Here is a 19,643-nt window from a genome sequence, read left to right as displayed (position 1 = left end):
AACGGCAGTAGCTCTCTCCCGTTTTCACTTTTGAATGCCGATTCTTTGTGACTAGCTTGCTGTAGCCGCTGCTGCGCCTGCATTCACTTTCTGGAATGCCTGCTCGAAATCCGCCTTGATATCTTCAATATGCTCGATGCCTACACTTACTCTTACCTGGTTGGGTAATACGCCACTTGCAACCTGTTCCGCTTCGCTCAGCTGCTCGTGTGTTGTAGAGGCAGGATGTATTACCAGCGTTTTGGCATCACCTACGTTGGCAAGGTGACTTGCCAGCTTCAGGCTGTCGATAAACTGGGCGGCCTTTTCCTTGCCGCCTTTGATACCTACCTGTAATACACCGCCGAAACCATTGGTCAGGTATTTCTTCGCCAGTGTATGATAAGGGCTGCTTTCCAGGCCGGGATACCATACATAATCCACTGCAGGATGCGCCTCCAGCCATTTCGCCAATGCCAGCGCATTCTCTACATGTCTTTCAACGCGCAGTGATAAAGTCTCCAATCCCTGTAATAACAGGAAGGCATTGAAAGGGCTCAACGTAGGACCGTAATCTCTTAAACCTTCCACACGTGCTTTAATACTGAATGCAATATTAGGTAGGCCTAAAGGATTGCCTTCGCCAAACACGTCCCAGAACTTCAGGCCATGATAACCTTCAGAAGGCTCGGTGAACTGTGGAAACTTACCATTACCCCAGTTATAATTACCTCCGTCTACGATAACGCCGCCGATAGAGCTGCCATGACCGCCAATCCATTTGGTGGCAGATTCCACAACTATATTGGCACCCCATTCCAAAGGACGGAACAGGTACCCGCCTGCACCAAAGGTGTTGTCTACGATCAATGGCAGATCATACTCTTTGGCCAGCGCTGCAATGCGCTCGAAATCGGGTACATTCAGCTGTGGGTTGCCTATTGTTTCCAGGTATAAAGCCTTGGTGTTTTTATCGATCAGCTTTGCGAAATTCTCAGCGCTGTCACCTTCAGCAAAACGGGCTTCAATACCCAGTTTTTTAAAGGCAACTTTGAATTGGTTATAAGTACCGCCGTACAGGTAAGAGGTACTTACAAAGTTGTCTCCTGCCTGAAGTATGTTGCTTAACGCCAGGAACTGCGCCGCTTGTCCCGATGCTGTTGCCAGCGCAGCTACACCGCCTTCCAGCGCTGCAATACGCTTTTCAAAAACATCGGTGGTAGGATTCATGATCCTTGTATAGATATTGCCAAACTGCCTTAATCCAAACAAATTGGCAGCATGTTCCGCATTGTCGAATCCAAAAGAACTGGTCTGGTAAATAGGCACCGCACGTGATTTGGTGGTAGGGTCTATTTCCTGTCCTGCATGCAGCTGTAACGTTTCAAAACGATGGTCGCTCATAGTATTAATTTAAATGATGTAGGATTTAAACTGTTTTTGTTGCCTTTAATTGCTTGCTGGCTACTTTTTCAAATGCCTGTTCCAGGTCGGCCAGTAAGTCTTCTGCTTCTTCCAATCCTACCGATAAACGTATCAGGCTGTCGCTAACGCCTGAAGAACGGCGCTTTTCAGCAGGAATAGATTTATGTGTCATGTTAGCCGGATGGCAGAGCAGGCTTTTTACACCGCCCAGGCTTTCGGCCAGCTTGAAGTATTGGGTTTGTGTTACAAAACTGATCGCCGCTTCTTCGGTGTCGTTCTTCAGGTTGAAAGAAACCACACCGCCGAATCCGCCCTTGCTTTGCTGTTTAGCGATCTCGTGGTTATGATGTGTTTCAAGACCCGGATAATATACACTGTCAACTAATGGATGTTGCTGCAGGTATTTGGCTACAGCCAGCGCATTGGCGCTATGTTGTTTTACACGCAGGTGTAAGGTCTCGATGCCGCGTATCACCAGCCAGCTGTCGAAAGGAGCCAGGATAGCGCCGCTTGCATTCTGTATAAATTTGATCTTATCACCCAGCTCTTTTTCACGTGTTACTACCAGGCCTGCGATAAGATCGCTATGACCGCCCAGGTATTTGGTAGCAGAATGAATTACAATATCAGCTCCCAGCGTGAGAGGTTGTTGTAAGGCGGGTGAAGCAAAAGTGTTATCCACGCACAATAAACATCGGCTGGCTTTTGCTATTTTGGCGATAGCAGCAATATCGGAGATCTTTAATGTAGGATTGGTAGGCGTTTCAAGCCAAATGAGCCTGGTATTGGGAGTAACGGCGTCAAATACATTCTCCGCTTTGGTAGTATCTACATAAGTTACTTTAATGCCAAACTTCTCATAAATATGTGTAAACAACCGGAAGGCGCCGCCATAGATATCATCTACAGCAATGATTTCATCGCCTGCCTGTAATAATTTTAAAACCGCATCGATAGCTGCCAGACCGCTGCCAAATGCAACGCCTGTATGGCCCTTCTCCAGTTGTGCAATAATTTGTTCCAGCGTGGCACGTGTAGGGTTATTAGACCTTGCATAGTCGTAACCTTTGTTTACACCAGGTGCTTCCTGCACAAATGTTGATGTTTGGTAGATGGGTACAGATATAGCGCCTGTTTGTGGATCTACCGGGATGCTGTGAATCAGTTGCGTTGCATTGCTCATGTTTAGACAGTTTTGTTTTCCCGCATCGCCTGATGCGGAAAGATGGAATAATTGATTTTGTTTAGACATTTCTTGCTGGCAATACTTAGCACGAATAAGAAGCGCGCATTCTTTTTCGATGAAAGCGCAGTGGAGCAGGTACAAAGAAAAAGCCCATCTGATAAGTCAGATGGGCTTGAGTATGTTTAGCGGAAACCGCAGGTAAATCAAACTTTGAATCTGACTTATCTCTCCTCAGTTATAACCAACAATTAAGTTGATATACCTGGGTGGAATTGGCACCTTCTCCATCTATTCTCTTACAGATTAAGCCCCTGTAATGTACTAAGAGGAGGGTTGCCAAGGCTTCATCGGGCCATGTCCCTCTGCCTTTCTTGATAAGTAATTGTTTAAAGAACTGAAGCAAAGATAGGAGCACATTTCATTTTTCCAACAAATTTTTTTTCAGCATGTCTGTTAAAACATTTGAAAATGACTCCCGCAACCGTTTGATGACCTGCGCTTTTTCACCAACCTATTCCTATGAAAAAAAATGTATTTTCTCTCTGGTAACAGGCGGTATCGGCACGCCCGGAAATGAAAGTCTTCCGGCTGGAAATTACTTCCCGGAAATTGCAGAAAAAAAATGGAATCTTCTTTTCTGAGCCAGGCATTCTTCTTTCAGTTTGCCGTTGAAATGGATCTTTTATGATACGCCGGAGCCGTTTTATTACCCGGGAAAGTACAACAACGCAACAGGACAGGCCTGGCTTTGTGCCTGTTTTCAAACAACTGTTCGTAAAGTTCCCTAAAAATAATCCACCAAAGTGGTAGGGATTTTCAAAAACTATCCTACTTTTGTCTACCAGGTTGATGGGGTTTAATAAAATGAAATCAATTTTTCGTTGATGGAAAAGATGAAAAAATACATGTGTTGCTGTTGTTGTTGCAGATAATTTCCGCAGCATGTATTCTGGCTTCTATTGTTAACTATCAACGAACTATCAATGCAAACGAGTACTAAAGAGCATTCGCTCGATTTACTACAACACGCTACCAACACCTCCGACATCATCACCGCACTGCGGAATGTTGTGGATGCTTTCCCGGGTGGCGTTATCTTTTCTACAAGTTTCAGCTGGGAAGACCAGGCCATTTCTCACATCATTTTTACCGAACAGTTACCTATAACCGTATTTACGCTCGACACAGGCCGTATGTTCCCCGAAACATATTCTACCTGGAGCAGTACCCTTGAACGATACAAACAGCCTATCACACCGTACTATCCCGATGCTGCTTCTCTGCAGGATTTTATTGAAGCAAAAGGACCCAACAACTTTTACGAATCTGTAGAAAACAGGAAGCAATGCTGCTTCATTCGTAAAGTGGAACCACTGCAAAGGGCTTTACAAGATAAGCAGGTATGGATCACCGGTATCCGTGCCGCACATTCGCCCAACCGTACCGATATGACCGCCATTGAATGGGACGGCAGTAATAATATAGCCAAATACCATCCGCTCCTTAACTGGTCTACCGACGAACTTCAGTCATTTATCCGTCAATATAATATACCCTATAATCCTTTACACGACCGTGGTTTTGTAAGCATTGGCTGTGCACCATGTACAAGAGCCATTAAACCCGGTGAAGATTTCCGCGCCGGTCGCTGGTGGTGGGAAGATGCAAGTAAAAAAGAATGTGGACTGCACGTTCACGCCTGATGAATACCGCATCATAGGATTAGGTTGCAACACATCCGTACCGGAAATACTGATGTATAAATGATTTATAGCTTGAACACAAAAAATGAATGAGCATTATGTATGAATTAGACTATTTAGATCACCTGGAGTCCGAAGCGATTCATATCATGCGTGAAGTCGCTGGTCAGTTCGAAAAACCAGCTTTGTTATTCAGCGGTGGAAAAGATTCTATTACGCTGGTTCATTTGGCTCTTAAAGCATTCCGGCCAGGGAAATTCCCTTTTCCCCTGGTTCATATCGATACAGGCCACAACTTCCCCGAAGCACTTCGCTTCCGCGATGAACTGGCTGCTTCTATTGACGAAAAACTGGTGGTGCGCCAGGTAGGTGATACCATCAAAGCCAAAGGCCTTACCGAGCCTAAAGGCAAATTCGCCAGCCGTAACGCACTACAGACCTTCACCTTACTCGATACCATCGAAGAGTTTGGCTTCGACGCCTGCATCGGCGGCGCCAGAAGAGATGAAGAAAAAGCAAGAGCAAAAGAAAGGATCTTCTCCGTTCGCGACGAGTTTGGTCAGTGGGACCCCAAACTACAACGCCCCGAACTCTGGAATACTTATAACGGAAGAATAAACAAAGGCGAGAACGTACGCGTATTCCCTATCAGTAACTGGACGGAACTGGATATCTGGAATTATATCCGCCGCGAAAAAATAGCATTGCCTTCTATCTACTTCGCCCATGAACGGGAAGTGCTGGAACATGAAGGACAGTTGGTAGCTACCTCCGAATTTATCCAGCTGGAACCCGGCGATAAAGTATCTACCAAAACCGTTCGCTACAGAACAGTAGGTGATATGACCTGTACCGCTGCTGTTGAATCCAGCGCTTCTTCTATCGACGATATCATCAGGGAGATCATCGCTACAAAAACAAGCGAACGCGGTGAAACCCGGATCGATGATAAAGTTTCTGAAGCCGCTATGGAAGACAGGAAAAAGAACGGCTACTTCTAATGGAAAGCAATTAACAATAGCACTCAACACTTAACATACAAAGATGGATTTACTTCGTTTCATAACAGCAGGCAGCGTAGATGATGGCAAAAGCACCCTCATCGGTCGTTTGTTATACGATAGCAAAAGTATTATGATCGACCAGCTGGAGGCTATAGAACGCCAGAGTAAGAATAAGGAAGAAGGTGAGATCGACCTGGCTTTACTAACCGACGGTTTGCGTGCAGAACGCGAGCAGGGTATCACCATTGATGTGGCCTATAAGTATTTCTCTACACCTAAGCGCAAGTTCATCATTGCCGATGCACCGGGTCATATCCAATACACCCGTAACATGGTTACCGGTGCTTCTAACTCGGATCTCATCATCATTTTGATCGATGCCCGCTCCGGTGTGGTTGAACAAACACGCCGTCACTCCATCATAGCGTCACTGCTGAAATTACCCCATGTAGTGGTGGCCATAAATAAAATGGACCTCGTAGAACACTCCCAGGATGTGTTTAACAATATCGTGATCGATTATGCCGCCATGGCAAAATCACTTGGCCTGGAACAGGTCACCTATATTCCTATCAGCGCCCTCAATGGAGATAATATCGTAGAAAAATCTACGGCCATCAGCTGGTACGAAGGGCCTTCATTACTGAAGGTACTGGAAAACGTACAGGTGCAAAAAGACATTAACCTTACCCATGCCCGTTTCCCCGTGCAGTATGTGATCCGTCCGCAGACAGAAGAGCTGCACGACTATCGCGGATACGCCGGCAAACTGGTAAGCGGTGTTTATAAGAAAGGTGATACCGTAACCATTCTGCCCTCAGGAACCTCTACAACCATCAGCGCTATCGAAACCGGCGGCAAACAGGTAGAAGAAGCTTTTGCTCCGCAAAGCATTATCCTGCACCTGGCCGATGACGTGGATGTTAGCAGGGGAGACGTGATTGTAAAAAGCGATGACCTACCTTCCGTAGGTCAAGACCTGGAAGTATTGCTCTGCTGGATGGACTCCAAACCATTGGTTGCCGGCAGAAAGTACCTGCTGCAACTGAACAGTACTTTGGTGAAAAGTGTTGTAAAGGAAATTTCTTATAAGGTCGACGTAAACACACTTGAACAACACCAGGCGCCCGAACAGGCCGTGCTGAACGATATCGTGAAAGTGGTCATCAAAACTGCAAAACCTGTAGCCTTTGATGCTTACGAAAAACTGAGAGTGAACGGTGGCGCCATACTTATCGACGAAACAAGTCATGTGACCGTTGGGGCCTGCATGATCCAGTAATACTAAATAGAAATCATACATGAGTAGTTATCAGCAATTAATAGACGATTTGTTGCAGCGGAGCCAGCCCAATTTTACAGGTTTTCCCAGTAAACAACTGGCTGCTGAGTTCGCCGACAGGTTGTTCCAGTTCCTCTTTGGTACCCGCAAAAAGCGGCTCCATGGCAGTCTCGAAATTGAAAATGAATTCCGTTTGTTGCAAAGCCACCTGCAAACTTTCCTGCAGGAGGTGATCCATGAAGCCAAGATCATCCAAAAGATAACCGAGGACTTCTTTGCTGAACTGCCTGCTATCTATGATGTATTGCAGAAAGATGCACAGGCGATCCTTGATTCCGATCCGGCCGCCAAATCCATCGAAGAAGTGCTGATAGCTTACCCCGGCTTTTTCGCTACCGCTGTTTACAGGTTTGCACACCAGCTGCACGTGCTGAAGGTGCCCGTGTTGCCACGCCTGCTAACAGAACATGCACACAGCCAAACCGGGATTGATATCCACCCCGGCGCACGCATCGGCCATGCTTTTTCTATTGACCATGGTACCGGCGTAGTAATAGGCGAAACCACTGTGATAGGTAATAATGTGAAGATCTATCAGGGCGTAACACTCGGCGCACTGAATGTGACTAAAGGGCATGCGAATGCCAAAAGGCATCCTACAGTGGAAGATAATGTGATCATTTACTCAGGCTCTACTATCCTGGGAGGCGAAACAGTAATAGGCCGCGATAGCATTATCGGTGGTAACGTTTTCCTTACCTATAGTATTCCCTCTTCTTCTGTGGTATATCACAAAAGCGAGATCAAAGTAAAAGACAACAACCCCTTTCCTGAACCTTTAAATTTTGTCATATAAATCAATAAAAAATGAAAGCACAAAATATCCTGGAAACAATAGGAAATACGCCGCATGTAAAGATCAACAACGTGTATGGCGACAAGGCAAATGTTTGGATTAAGCTCGAACGTACCAATCCCGGCAACAGCATCAAGGATAGGATCGCTCTGGCAATGATAGAAGATGCAGAGAAAAAAGGTTTGCTTTCTAAAAACAGTGTTATCATTGAACCTACTTCCGGTAACACCGGTATCGGCCTGGCACTCGTGGCCGCAGTAAAAGGTTATCGCCTTATACTGGTAATGCCTGAATCTATGAGCGTTGAACGCCGCAAGATCATGGCAGCCTACGGTGCAGAATTTGTTTTAACGCCACGCGAAAAAGGTATGAAAGGCGCTATCGAAAAAGCCCTGGAACTGAAAGAAACCACTCCCGGCGCATGGGTGCCACAACAGTTCGATAACGCAGCCAATACTGAGATCCACCGCAAAACAACAGCACAGGAAATTCTTGCCGACTTCCCCGATGGTGTCGACTATCTTATCACAGGTGTAGGCACAGGCGGTCATATCACCGGCGTGGCCGAAGTGCTGAAAGAAAAATTTCCTGGCCTCAAGGTTTTTGCGGTTGAACCGGAACTGTCTCCCGTATTAAGCGGCGGCGCTCCCGGACCGCACCCTTTGCAAGGTATTGGCGCAGGCTTCGTTCCTTCCATCCTCAATACAGGCATCCTGGAAGGTGTTATCAAAGTGACTAAAGACGATGCTTTTGCTTACGCACAGCGCCTGGCGAAAGAAGAAGGTATTTTCGTTGGTATCTCTACAGGCGCTTCACTGGCAGCCGTAGCACAGAAGCTTGCCGAAATACCTGAAGGAGCCACCGTACTCACCTTTAACTACGATACGGGTGAAAGGTATTTATCTGTAGAAGGACTTTATTAAAATATACTAAACTATTATCCCGGTCTCACTGGGGACCGGGATAAACTAACTGCTTATTTATTCTATTAAATTTATCGGGTAATGTCAACACTTCGCAAACAAGGAAAAGTTATACTGGCAGCGGCCGGGCCCGGTGATCCTGAATTGATCACAGCAAAAGCTATCCGGTTTTTGCAACAGGCAGAGGTAGTGCTTACCGACCGCCTGGTGAGTAATGAGATCCTCGGCCTGTATATGAATCCGGAAGCAACCGTGGTATATGTTGGAAAACAATGCCGCAGGGGCGCCTCTACGCCACAGGAAGCTATCAATGACCTGATGGTACGTTATGCGCTGGAAGGTAAACTGGTTGTACGACTGAAAGGCGGCGACGTCTCCATCTTCTCCAATATCCTCGACGAACTTGAAGTGTTGAAGGAGCATAGCATTCCTTATGAGATCATTCCCGGTGTCACAGCCGCCCTTGGCGCAGCTGCCTTTGCAGGTATGCCGCTTACCGCCAGGGGATATGCTACCGCCGTACGTTTTTTAACTGCTTATAAATCTGATGTGGTTTCGGATGCTTATTGGAAAGACCTGGCAACTACCTCCGATACCCTCGTATTCTATATGTCTTCCGAAACACTGGAAAACGTAGTGAATAATCTTATCCGTAATGGCGTGTCCCCCGAGGTACAGTTGGCTGTAATTGAACAGGCCACTACGCCGTTGCAAAACGTGCATACCTGCGGCATTTATGAATATGCCGATAAACTGAAAGGAAGCGCGTTCGTTTCTCCCTCACTGGTTGTCATTGGCCGGGTAGTATCGTTACATGCGCAGTTTGCATGGTTGCCCAACAGCAATAGTAAAGATGTTTACTTCAAACCCGTAGCACCTATTCATCACAAGTATAATCCTACCGCCCATGTTAGCAGAGCCTAATTTAAAATTGTTCAGGGAGTTGATCAGCAATGCTTCCAGGGAAGAATTGATCTGGATGAATGGTTTCCTGGCTGGTATCACGCAAAGCGCAGGCCAGGTAGCTGTTCCTGTAAAGGAACTGGATGCGCCGCCAGCTGCAACACAGGTAAAAAAGATCACACTTACCTACGGAACGGAAACCGGCAACTCCAAAAAGCTGGCTACCCAGTTTGCCGCTGTGGCCAAGAAGAAAGGTATTGCCGTAAAACTCTCCGGCCTCGATCAATATCGCTTGACCGATCTTGCAAAAGAAGAATATCTCTTTACGGTACTCAGCACACAAGGTGATGGCGAACCGCCTGCTACCGCTAAGAAATTTTACGACCACTTGTTTGAACAGGCACCCGAACTCAAACAACTGAAGTTTGGTATCCTCGGCCTTGGCGATACGTCTTACCCGCTGTTTTGTAAAGCCGCAGAAGACGTAGATACACAGCTCGAAAAACTGGGCGGCAACAGGCTGCTGGACTTACAGAAATGTGATACCGACTACGAACAGGATGCACAGCAGTGGTTCGACCAGGTATTGCAGGTTTTAGCCAACGCCGGCAGCGCAGCTGCAGCGGCCCCCGCAGCAGCGCCTAAAAAAACAGGTCATAAGAAAATACATGCCGGAACCATCCTGGCCAATGTTAACCTGAACGACCGCGGCTCCGCCAAAGAAACTTATCATATAGAGATCGCAACAGATGATACCGTGGAATACCAGCCCGGTGATGCATTAGGTGTGATTCCGCACAATAAAAAGCAATGGGTGGATACTATCCTGTCTCTGGCTGGCTTACAGGCCGCTCATGAAGTACAGTATAAAGACACCACTTACCAGCTGGGCGAACTGTTGCAAAAGAAACTGAACATTGTTCACCTGCCCGAAAGGGTGGTGGCGAAATACGCCGCCATCGTTAACCAGGAGATCCCTGCTACACGCATCGACCTTGTGGATCTGCTGAAGATCTACCCGGTAAAAGATGCAACCCAGTTCGAAGAAGTAGTGGGTATACTGGAACCAACAGTGCCAAGACTGTACTCTATTGCTTCTGCACCCTCGGCGCATAGCGGCGAAATTCATCTTACCGTATCGCGCACTTGCTTTCCCGTAAATGATGAAAAGAAATACGGCCTTTGCTCCGATTTCCTTGCACAACTGGAAATAAACAGCACACTCGATTTTTATATACATCCCAACAACCTGTTCCGCCTGCCTGCTGAAGACAAAGACGTGATCATGATTGGCCCCGGAACCGGTATCGCGCCTTTCCGCTCTTTTATAGCCGAACGTGATGCCGCCGGCGCATCAGGACGTAACTGGCTTTTCTTCGGTGAACAGCATTTTGTTTCCGACTTCCTTTACCAGACCGAGATCCAGAATTTTGTGGAAACAGGCGTGTTAAGCAAAGTGAGCCTGGCGTTCTCCCGCGACCAGATGCAGAAGATCTATGTACAGCATCGCATGTACCAGGAGTCTGAAGAACTTTGGGAATGGCTGAACAGCGGCGCCTACCTGTATGTGTGCGGCGCCAAAGCGCCTATGAGCGTAGATGTGGAGCAGGCCCTGCTTAGCATCATCACCGCACATGGCAACAAATCGGCCGAAGAAGCAAAAGAATATCTCGAACAATTACAGAACGAAGGAAGGTATCTGAAAGATGTATACTAAAACATCCACCATCAACTAAAGATTATGAGTCAGGAACAACAGAATTTATCTCCTGTAGAAAAAATAAAACTGGCCAGTGACGGCCTCAGGGGTACCTTAAAGGAAAGCCTGCAGGAGCAGCTCACCGGCGCTTTATACGAAGACGATCAGGCCCTCGTGAAATTCCATGGCATGTACCAGCAGGACGACCGCGACAGGCGGGAAGAACGCAGCGCCAAAAAACTGGAATGGCTTTATTCTTACATGGTCCGCCTGCGCTTACCCGGCGGCTTTATCACCGCCGAACAATGGGAAGGACTACACCACATTGCCGGACAACATTCCACAGGGGTGATCAAAATAACCACCAGGCAAACCATCCAGTTGCACGGTATCCTCAAGAATCATGTAAAGCCCACATTGCAGGACTTCCATACTGCCGGCCTCGATTCCATCTCCGCCTGCGGCGATGTAAACAGGAACGTGATCTGTTCTTCGCATCCCAAACAGTCGCCTGTTCACGAGCAGGTGTTTGCCTATGCCGATAAACTAAGCCAGCTGGGCCTTCCCAAAACAAGAGCCTACTATGAAATATGGCTCGACGAAGCGCCGCTGACCAATAAAAAGGAAGAAGAAGATCCATTGTACCAGGATCGTTATCTGCCCCGTAAATTCAAAATGGCGATAGCGATACCTCCTAATAACGATGTGGATGTTTTCGCCAATGATCTTGCACTTATTGCCATCATCGAGAACAATGAACTGAAAGGTTTTAATATCGCAGCCGGCGGTGGCCTGGGCGCAACACATGGTAATGCCAATACCTATCCCAGGTTAGCCACAATGCTGGGCTTCTGCGATACTGAAGAAAAAGTGCTGAAGGCGGCTTACGAGATCATTACTATCCAGCGTGATTTCGGCAACCGCAGCGACCGTAAGTTCTCCCGCCTGAAATATACCATTGATAAAATGGGCGTAGAAGCATTCAAAGCAGAACTGGAAAAACGCTGTGGCTTTGAACTGGAAGCGCCCCGCCCTTATGTATTTACGGAACGTGTGGATTATTTCGGCTGGCAGCAGAACCACGAAGGCAAATGGTATTACACCGTATTTGCTGAAAATGGCCGCGTGATGGATACCGAAACTCTGCCACTGAAAACAGCGCTGCTGGAGGTGTCCAAAACCAGGAAAGCAAACTTCCGTTTCACCGCCAACCAGAAACTGATACTATCAGATATTCTCGAAGAAGATAAAGCAGTGATTAATGAGATCCTGGAACGGTATGGCATCAGGCAGCATACGGAGAATGCTTCTTCTATGCGCAGGAACGCCATCGCCTGCGTGGCTATGAATACCTGCCCGCTTGCGCTGGCAGAAGGACAGCGTTATCTTCCCACCCTGATCGGTAAAATAGAGCCGCTCCTCGAAAAATATAAACTGGGCGACGACGCTATCACCGTTCGTATGACCGGTTGTCCCAATGGTTGCGGCCGTTCCTATATTGCTGAAATAGGTTTCGTTGGAACTTCGTACGGACACTATAACTTGCATATAGGCGGCGACAGGGAAGGTACCAGGCTTAATACCAAGTATAAGGAAGGTATCGATGAAGAAACAATCCTGAAGGAACTGGATTCATTGCTGAGTTTGTATAGCCGTAAACGTAAAAAGAAAGAGACGTTCGGTGATTTTGTAATCCGTGAAAAAATAATTAGCTAGATGGAGCAGGAGGTTGCAATAACAAGTGTCATAGGTGGCGAACCCGCACAGGTTCATAATACTCTGTTTCCGGTTTTTCTGAAACTGGAACAGATGCATGTGCTGCTGGTAGGCGCCGGGAACGTAGGCCTCGAGAAACTGTCGGCATTGCTTGCCAATGCCCCGGCGGTTAAAATAACCATTGTAGCCGCCAGGGTTTCTGAAGAGGTAAGCCGGCTGGTTGCATCCTCCCCGTTAATAACCGTTCATGAACGGGCTTTTGCGCCGGCAGACCTGGATGATAAGGATATTGTGGTGATAGCCATCAATGACAAAGAAACCAGCGAATATATAAGGGTGCTGGCCAATGGCCGGAAACTGCTGGTGAATGTAGCCGATACGCCTGAGCTCTGCGATTTTTACCTGGGTTCTATTGTGCAGAAAGGAGATCTGAAAATAGCCATCTCTACCAATGGTAAATCACCTACCGCAGCCAAACGTTTAAAAGAGGTGCTGAACGAAGCCATTCCCGGCAGCATTGAAGAAACCATCCGTAACCTACATGAGATCCGTAATCAGTTAAGCGGCGACTTCACCTACAAGGTGAACAGGCTTAACGCCATCACCAGGCCGCTGATCGAAAATGCCGGCGCCAGGCGTGAAAGAAAATGGAAAAAGGTGGCTACCTATAGCGCTGCCATCTTTGGCCTCATGCTGATAGGGCATTTTATCTTCTCCTATATCCCGCTTCGTGAACTGGCCGATAATACAGTTGCCTGGTACGGAACGCTCGACAAAAACTTTCATTGGATTGTGCTTGCCGGTTTCCTTGCCCAGCTGGTGGATGGCGCGCTTGGTATGGGATACGGCGTAACCAGCGCTACTATTCTTTTATCGGCAGGTATCAACCTGTCGGCTATCAGCAGCAGCATTCATACTGCAGAGATGTTTGCCAGCGGCGCTTCGGGATACAGCCATTTCAAATTCGGGAACGTAAATAAAAAGCTCTTCAAGGTGCTGGTTGTTCCCGGTGTGATAGGTGCTGTTGCCGGCGCCTGGCTCTTAAGCAAATATGGAGATAGCTACGCCGACTACCTGAAACCGGTGATGGCGGTGTATACACTTTTCCTGGGTGTCCGTATTATGTTCACTGCCTTCAGAAAAATCAAGTTCAAAAAGAAATTCAGGAACTACCGCATCCTGGCGGTAGCAGGAGGTTTCCTCGATTCATTTGGCGGTGGGGGATGGGGGCCTATTGTAACCACTACATTGATCTCCCGTGGCCGTAATCCCAAGTATGTAATAGGTTCTATCAGCCTCACAGAGTTTTTTGTAACGCTCGCAAGCGCACTTACCTTCTTCTCTCTGATAGGAGTAAGTCATTGGCAGGTGATCATTGCACTCATCATCGGCGGCCTGCTGGCTGCACCGCTTGCAGCGCGTATTGCCGGACGTTTGCCTAAAAAATGGTCTTATATTCTTTTAGGTATCCTCGTAATTATATGGAGTCTTCGCATCCTGGTGAAAGCTTTTTAAATCAAATTAAATGAGTAGCGATAGCCGGTAAACACCGGATTTTTAATAAATAAAAAAATATACCTATTTAGTCTACTAAAAAAATGGACTAAAAGACTAACTTTACACACTAATAATTATGAAACAGTCCTCATCCTCCTTTTTAAAAACAAAAACAAGCAGACTGGCCTTGCTGGTGCTGCTGCAAATAGCTTTTGCTACAGGCGCTTTTGCGCAGGGTAATGCACTGATAGAAATATCAGGTAAAGTAACGAATGAGCAAAAAGAGCCGCTTGCCGATGTAAGCGTGCAAATTAAAGGAACTGTTGCCGGTACTGTTTCAGGTAAAGATGGTGAGTTTAAGATCAGAACCAAACTGAAACTGCCGCTGACGCTTATCTTTTCTTCTGTGGGTTTTCAACCGCAGGAGTTCACTGTTGCTTCCTTAAGTTCTAACCTGCAGGTAGCGCTGGTAACACAAACCTATCTTGGTAACGACGTGGTAGTTACTGCGTCACGTTTACCCGAAAGTATTCTCAAATCACCCGTAGCCATTGAAAAGCTTGATATCAGGGCTATCAGGGAAAGCCCTGCTCCCAGTTTCTACGATGCGCTTGAAACCGTAAAAGGTGTACAAATGACCACCTCAAGCCTTACGTTCAAGGTGCCGAATACCAGGGGTTTTAATATCCCCAACAACTTTCGTTTCATGCAGCTGGTAGATGGTGTTGATATGCAGGCCGCAACACTTGGTGTGCCGCTGGGTAATGCCATTGGACCCACCGAATTGGATATTCAAAGCGTGGAGATCACGCCTGGTGCAGCTTCTGCCTTGTATGGCATGAACGCTATCAACGGTATGGCTAACCTGATCACTAAAAGTCCTTTCACCGATCAGGGGCTTAGTTTCTATCAGAAAACAGGTATCAACCATGTTGGTGGTACCGGTCGCGATTTAAGTAACCTTACCGAAACGGCGCTCCGTTTTGCAAAAGCGTTTAATAACAAGTTTGCTTTTAAGTTGAATGCTTCTTATATGAGAGGCACCGATTGGCTGTCCGATACGCGCAAAGATCAGAACCCCAACAATCTTAAAACCGCTAACCCATTATATCCTTCACTCAACGGTGATAATAATGCGGTGTTCGACGGCTGGAATAAGTATGGCGATGATGCACTTGCAGGAAGCAATACTGTTTCCATTACCGGTCTTACCGTCGACAACCAGTCTGCCCCTCCTTTAACTGTTGCCCGTACCGGCTATTGGGAAAAGGACCTGGTAAGTCCAACTGTAGATAACCTGAAATTCGATGGCGCCTTACACTTCCGTCCTACAGATCATGTAGAGATCTCTTATAACTACCGGTTTGGTAAAATGGACGGTGTGTTCCAGAGAGGTAACAAAGTGCAGCTGGATAATGTGATCGTTCAGAACCATAAAGTAGAAGTGAAAGGCGATAACTTCCTGGTACGTGGTTATATATCGCTTGAAAATACAGGTGATTCCTATAATGTTAAACCTACTGCCGATAACATGGATTTGTTCAGCGGCGGCAGCAACAGCGCCTGGGGCGCCAAATACAAAAATGCGTTGAATGCTTATGGTACAGCTAATAATGGGCTTACCTCCGCAAATTTTGCAGCTGCCAACAAGTACGCCAGGGCAGCCGCCGACGCCGGCCGCGCAGAGCCTGGTACAGCCCGCTTCGACTCTATCTTAAATGTTATCCGTCATATCAATAACTGGGATATAAAGTCAAGTCTTATTCCCGACGCACCGGTTACAGGCGGTTCTGCGCTGATCCAGAAAAGCCGCATGTATCATATAGAAGGGCAGTGGGATCTCAGCAATACCGTTAAATGGGTGAACCTGCTTGTTGGCGGTGATGCGCGAATCTACGAGGTAATACCCGATGGTAACAACTTCGTTGATTTCAGCCGTTCTATTGAAGAACGTAATAAGCCATTGGCCGATGGTAGCTTTGGTAAAAACGTATTGTATAAAAAATATGGCGGCTTTGCACAGGCTACCAAAACATTCTGGGAAGAAAAGCTGAAACTCTTTGCTTCACTGCGTTACGATCTCAACCCCGAATTCAAAGGGAAGTTTACGCCGCGTGTTGCTGCGGTATATACAGCTGCCAAACGTCATAACTTCCGTGTTACTTATCAGCAGGGATATCGTTTCCCGGCTTTGTTCGAAGCGTTATCTTATGTGAACAACGGCCGTGTAAAGAGGGTGGGAAGCCTGTCTTATATCAACAAAGGATTGGGCTACCTGGAAAACAGCTATACACAAAGTTCTGTAGCGAATTTCAATGCGGCAGTAAAAACAGCTAACTCCACCGATGCGGCAGCCCTGGCTAACAGGAACCTGCTGGTGGTGGCCAACCTGCCGGAAGCAAGGCCTGAAAGAATTAAATCGTTTGAAATAGGTTATAAAAGTGTGTTGCTGAATAACAAGCTTTCTATCGATATAGACGCTTATACCAATACCTACGATGGCTTCCTTGGCCAGGTGCAGGTGTTTGTTCCTAAAGGTGAAACAGTAGGTTCCGATGCTGCCGTGATAGCAATGCTCGACAGGAACAGGGATGCTACTACTGCCAGCGCCGATGGTAACAATGGCGCCAGCAAGGGACAGGACAGGTATCGTGTGTACACTAACGCCAAGAACAAGTACACCAACTATGGTTTTGCGATAGGTACCGCTTACAATTTCTATAAGAAGTTCTCGATAGGTGGTAATACCAGCTTTAATAAGCTGAAATCCGGCAGCAGTGATGATATTTTCGTAACCGGTTTTAATACGCCGGAATGGTCTGCCAATATCAGCTTTAGCAACCGGGAGATCGTTAAGAACGTAGGCTTCAGTGTCGTTTATAAATGGCAGCAGTCTTTCCTGTGGGAGAGCCCGCTGGTAACAGGCAGGGTGCCTGCCATAAATACGGTTGATGCCCAGGTAACTGTAAGGGTGCCTGCTTCCAAAACAACGCTCAAGATCGGTGGTTCCAACATTTTCAATAATAACTATATCCAATATGCCGGTGGTCCTACTTTAGGTGCGCTGTATTATGCAGCAGTTACCATAGACGGGTTACTGGGAAAATAATTATAAACTTTCTCATTCTTTGTTTGTGTTGATAGCAAGGCGGCATTTGTCTAAATGCGGCCTTCATTTTTTATAGACCTGCCGGGATGTCCCGTAGCGTGGTTGGCTATAGTCATGAGCCATGTAGGCGCCCGGCCATTTCCGGATATTATTAACGTTCCGGTTGCGCTGTATGCTGCCTGCTTAAAGCGTGAATGCCAATAGTTGTATCAGGTAATTGCAGGCTGATGCATCTTTGGTTTTCGTTGGTTACTTAAACTCTTATAGATCTGTGATCTTTTCCAGCTGCTTCAGGTAGTCGTATTGCAGGTCTTCGTGCTGGCTGTCTATCGCCTTTTTGATCTTCTTTACCTGTTGCTGGAAGAGGTTATTGAGCACAGTATAACTTTCAAGCCGGATGCCTGATTGCTTTATTTTATGACAGAAGTAAAGCAGCAGCTCTATTTCTGCTTCTTTTGCCGCTGCATATTTGATATGTTTATTGACACCTTTCAGCGTTTTGCGTAAAGCCTTTTTCTGAAAATAGGGGCTGGCTGGCAAGGTTGCAAATTCTTCATCCATATAGGCTTTAACACCTTCGATATAGCTTTGCAGGTCATGCGCTTCAAAGAGCAGGAAGGTGAGCAGCTCCTTGTTCTCTTTTTTGAATTTGGCAAGACGAAGACATAATTCCATCAGTTCTGCCGGCGGCAATGCGTTTAATTCATTTTTCAACTCATGGATGCTTGCTGTTTTCATGCAGCGAAGTTAAAGAGATGCTGTTTCGGTTAAACCGCTCTTCCAATTTATTTGTATCGTGGTAAAATATAATATTAATATTGTCGTGTATATGAGGCGCAGGAGATTGCGCTGTTACCAAACTATAGATTTTAATGAAGAAACAACTCGCCCTTGGAATTTGCTTTTGGCTGGGTATTACCATCGCTGCTTATGCCCAGCAGGAAATGAAACTGGTAGATTCTATTATGCAAACTGCTTATAAGCGTGGCATCTTTAACGGCAACATCATGGTTGTCTGTCAGAATAATATTTATCTGCATTCTTTCGGCTTTGCCGATGTTTCCACGATGGTGCCGCTCTCCCGTGAGTTTAAATTTGACATAGGATCTGTTAGCAAGGAATTTAACGGGGCCGCTATCATGGTGCTTTGTGAGCAAGGTAAGTTATCGCTGGAGGATAGTTTGTCGAAGTTCTTTCCTGAATTTCCTTCCTGGGCCGGCCAGGTTAAGGTGGCGCACCTGCTCAATTATACCAGTGGCATTCCCGTACTCGGCCCGGCGGCAGATGGCACCGATTCTTTAATACATAGTAGCCTGATCACACTGAAGGCATTGGCGGCAGCGCCCGGTACCGTCTATATTTACAACAACATCAATGTATCGTTGCAGCGACGGATCATTGAAAAGGTTAGCGGGCTAAGTTACCAGGATTTTATACAGGAATATCTTTTCAAACCGGCAGGTATGACGCAGTCACTTGTGGATTACCCGGTTGATGCAGCGGGTATGGCAAGGGCTTTCGACAATGAAGGGCATAATGTGCTGTATCGCGAGGGCGGCGTAAAAGGCTGGGTAAGGCTGCCAATTGGAGACCTTTACAGATGGGTAATGGCATTGCATCAGGGCAAAGTAATTAACGAGGCTTCTTTGAGAACCCTGGGCCGGAATTTTCCGGGAGGAGAAAGCAGTTTGGGTACAGTCGTATTCGAAGGAGATACCGTGGTATGGCATCAGCACCAGGGCTCCAATAGTAATTACGAGGCTGCTTTTTATTATCATGTTCGTGACCGTACCCTCATTGTTATGATGACCAACAACCAGCAGATGAAAGTATGGCCTTTAAAAACGGCGATACTGAATGCTTTACAGCATAAACCTTTTACGGTTCCGCGTAGATCTGTTTACCTGTCTATTCGTGACAGGGTGCTGGCCAATGTTGATGATGGATTGAATTATTACCGTATGCTGAAGGCTGAAGAGCAGGACCTGTATGATTTTGGTTTTGAGATCGGCGACCTGATAAGCACCGGCAAATACGTACAACGCAGAAATAAGCTGGATGATGCTATCCGGGTGTTTGAAACTGCTTTGGAATTAAAGGGGCGCCCGGAAGATCTTTCCTATTGTTATGAACTTATCGGTGACTGTTACAAAAGCAAAGGGCGCAAGCGAAAAGCCCTGGCCAATTATAGGAAGGCCCTGGAAGTATATCCCGGCAATAAGAACGCTTCGGGTATGATAGCAACGCTTACAGGAAAGTAAAGACAGCACTGTAAAGCTGCAATATAGATACCTTGACACGTAAAACTTCCTGCTACGGTACCATATAAGGTTGAAATGGCTGGTAGGGATTGGCAGGCAG

The 19,643-nt window shown here is 46.7% G+C and carries 15 protein-coding genes and 1 riboswitch; of the genes, 12 read left to right on the top strand and 3 right to left on the bottom strand.

All coding sequences use genetic code 11. From position 1 onward, the window contains the following. Nucleotides 1-51: 51 nt before the first annotated feature. Nucleotides 52-1,383 carry an O-acetylhomoserine aminocarboxypropyltransferase/cysteine synthase family protein gene (locus ESB13_RS13015; RefSeq protein WP_129003953.1) on the bottom strand — a complete coding sequence of 444 codons (1,332 nt, stop codon included), beginning with the start codon at nt 1,381-1,383 and terminating at the stop codon, nt 52-54. Between the two features lie 25 nt (nt 1,384-1,408). Beyond that, nucleotides 1,409-2,587 (bottom strand): trans-sulfuration enzyme family protein, encoded by a 1,179-nt coding sequence (locus ESB13_RS13010; RefSeq protein ID WP_129003951.1) that lies wholly within the window; start codon nt 2,585-2,587, stop codon nt 1,409-1,411. Nucleotides 2,588-2,808: 221 nt separating this feature from the next. Beyond that, nucleotides 2,809-2,971, bottom strand: a riboswitch (SAM riboswitch). Nucleotides 2,972-3,036: 65 nt separating this feature from the next. Between ESB13_RS13010 and ESB13_RS13005 the strand changes: the two genes are divergently transcribed. From ESB13_RS13005 to ESB13_RS12955, 11 genes are all read left to right on the top strand, one after another. Further along, nucleotides 3,037-3,231: a hypothetical protein gene (locus tag ESB13_RS13005; protein WP_129003949.1), complete on the top strand. Its 195-nt coding sequence runs from the start codon at nt 3,037-3,039 to the stop codon at nt 3,229-3,231. Between the two features lie 342 nt (nt 3,232-3,573). After that, complete coding sequence (locus ESB13_RS13000; protein ID WP_129003947.1) at nt 3,574-4,293, top strand: phosphoadenylyl-sulfate reductase; 720 nt, start codon at nt 3,574-3,576, stop codon at nt 4,291-4,293. Between the two features lie 98 nt (nt 4,294-4,391). Next, complete coding sequence (cysD, locus tag ESB13_RS12995) at nt 4,392-5,294, top strand: sulfate adenylyltransferase subunit CysD (protein ID WP_220399670.1); 903 nt, start codon at nt 4,392-4,394, stop codon at nt 5,292-5,294. Nucleotides 5,295-5,337: 43 nt separating this feature from the next. After that, a complete protein-coding gene (locus ESB13_RS12990; RefSeq protein WP_129003943.1) occupies nt 5,338-6,579 on the top strand; it encodes a sulfate adenylyltransferase subunit 1 in 1,242 nt (413 codons plus the stop codon). A gap of 19 nt (nt 6,580-6,598) precedes the next feature. Continuing rightward, a complete protein-coding gene (locus tag ESB13_RS12985) occupies nt 6,599-7,435 on the top strand; it encodes a serine O-acetyltransferase (RefSeq protein WP_129003940.1) in 837 nt (278 codons plus the stop codon). An 11-nt stretch (nt 7,436-7,446) separates the two neighbouring features. Next, nucleotides 7,447-8,358, top strand: coding sequence for a cysteine synthase A (gene cysK / locus ESB13_RS12980; RefSeq protein ID WP_129003938.1), 912 nt, complete (start codon nt 7,447-7,449; stop codon nt 8,356-8,358). A gap of 81 nt (nt 8,359-8,439) precedes the next feature. Continuing rightward, complete coding sequence (cobA, locus tag ESB13_RS12975; protein ID WP_129003936.1) at nt 8,440-9,282, top strand: uroporphyrinogen-III C-methyltransferase; 843 nt, start codon at nt 8,440-8,442, stop codon at nt 9,280-9,282. Continuing rightward, entirely contained in the window at nt 9,266-10,978 is a 1,713-nt protein-coding gene (locus ESB13_RS12970) for a diflavin oxidoreductase (RefSeq protein ID WP_129003935.1), read from the top strand. Before cobA ends, ESB13_RS12970 begins: the two co-directional genes overlap by 17 nt. 24 nt (nt 10,979-11,002) lie before the next feature. Next, a complete protein-coding gene (locus tag ESB13_RS12965; RefSeq protein ID WP_129003933.1) occupies nt 11,003-12,676 on the top strand; it encodes an NADPH-dependent assimilatory sulfite reductase hemoprotein subunit in 1,674 nt (557 codons plus the stop codon). Beyond that, complete coding sequence (locus ESB13_RS12960) at nt 12,677-14,191, top strand: TSUP family transporter (protein WP_129003931.1); 1,515 nt, start codon at nt 12,677-12,679, stop codon at nt 14,189-14,191. It begins immediately after the preceding gene. 118 nt (nt 14,192-14,309) lie between these two features. Beyond that, a complete protein-coding gene (locus ESB13_RS12955) occupies nt 14,310-17,282 on the top strand; it encodes a TonB-dependent receptor (protein ID WP_129003929.1) in 2,973 nt (990 codons plus the stop codon). A 261-nt stretch (nt 17,283-17,543) separates the two neighbouring features. Here the strand turns inward: ESB13_RS12955 and ESB13_RS12950 are convergent, their stop codons facing one another. Continuing rightward, entirely contained in the window at nt 17,544-18,020 is a 477-nt protein-coding gene (locus tag ESB13_RS12950) for a hypothetical protein (protein ID WP_129003927.1), read from the bottom strand. Nucleotides 18,021-18,154: 134 nt separating this feature from the next. Between ESB13_RS12950 and ESB13_RS12945 the strand changes: the two genes are divergently transcribed. Next, nucleotides 18,155-19,543, top strand: coding sequence for a serine hydrolase domain-containing protein (locus tag ESB13_RS12945; RefSeq protein WP_129003925.1), 1,389 nt, complete (start codon nt 18,155-18,157; stop codon nt 19,541-19,543). Nucleotides 19,544-19,643 lie beyond the last annotated feature (100 nt).

Source organism: Filimonas effusa, assembly GCF_004118675.1.
Lineage (GTDB): Bacteria > Bacteroidota > Bacteroidia > Chitinophagales > Chitinophagaceae > Filimonas > Filimonas effusa.
The sequence above is the reverse complement of the archived record's forward strand: the minus strand, read 5'-3'. Positions and strand labels throughout refer to the sequence as shown.

What these genes read in the sequence shown, in the direction of transcription:
- ESB13_RS12990 (WP_129003943.1), top strand. Translation starts at nt 5,338, where the DNA reads ATGGATTTACTTCGTTTCATAACAGCAGGCAGCGTAGATGATGGCAAA.
- cysK (WP_129003938.1), top strand. Translation starts at nt 7,447, where the DNA reads ATGAAAGCACAAAATATCCTGGAAACAATAGGAAATACGCCGCATGTA.
- ESB13_RS12965 (WP_129003933.1), top strand. Translation starts at nt 11,003, where the DNA reads ATGAGTCAGGAACAACAGAATTTATCTCCTGTAGAAAAAATAAAACTG.
- ESB13_RS12950 (WP_129003927.1), bottom strand. Translation starts at nt 18,020, where the DNA reads ATGAAAACAGCAAGCATCCATGAGTTGAAAAATGAATTAAACGCATTG.
- ESB13_RS12960 (WP_129003931.1), top strand. Translation starts at nt 12,677, where the DNA reads ATGGAGCAGGAGGTTGCAATAACAAGTGTCATAGGTGGCGAACCCGCA.
- ESB13_RS12945 (WP_129003925.1), top strand. Translation starts at nt 18,155, where the DNA reads ATGAAGAAACAACTCGCCCTTGGAATTTGCTTTTGGCTGGGTATTACC.
- ESB13_RS12970 (WP_129003935.1), top strand. Translation starts at nt 9,266, where the DNA reads ATGTTAGCAGAGCCTAATTTAAAATTGTTCAGGGAGTTGATCAGCAAT.
- ESB13_RS13010 (WP_129003951.1), bottom strand. Translation starts at nt 2,587, where the DNA reads ATGAGCAATGCAACGCAACTGATTCACAGCATCCCGGTAGATCCACAA.
- cysD (WP_220399670.1), top strand. Translation starts at nt 4,392, where the DNA reads ATGTATGAATTAGACTATTTAGATCACCTGGAGTCCGAAGCGATTCAT.
- ESB13_RS12955 (WP_129003929.1), top strand. Translation starts at nt 14,310, where the DNA reads ATGAAACAGTCCTCATCCTCCTTTTTAAAAACAAAAACAAGCAGACTG.
- ESB13_RS13000 (WP_129003947.1), top strand. Translation starts at nt 3,574, where the DNA reads ATGCAAACGAGTACTAAAGAGCATTCGCTCGATTTACTACAACACGCT.
- ESB13_RS13015 (WP_129003953.1), bottom strand. Translation starts at nt 1,383, where the DNA reads ATGAGCGACCATCGTTTTGAAACGTTACAGCTGCATGCAGGACAGGAA.
- ESB13_RS12985 (WP_129003940.1), top strand. Translation starts at nt 6,599, where the DNA reads ATGAGTAGTTATCAGCAATTAATAGACGATTTGTTGCAGCGGAGCCAG.
- ESB13_RS13005 (WP_129003949.1), top strand. Translation starts at nt 3,037, where the DNA reads ATGTCTGTTAAAACATTTGAAAATGACTCCCGCAACCGTTTGATGACC.
- cobA (WP_129003936.1), top strand. Translation starts at nt 8,440, where the DNA reads ATGTCAACACTTCGCAAACAAGGAAAAGTTATACTGGCAGCGGCCGGG.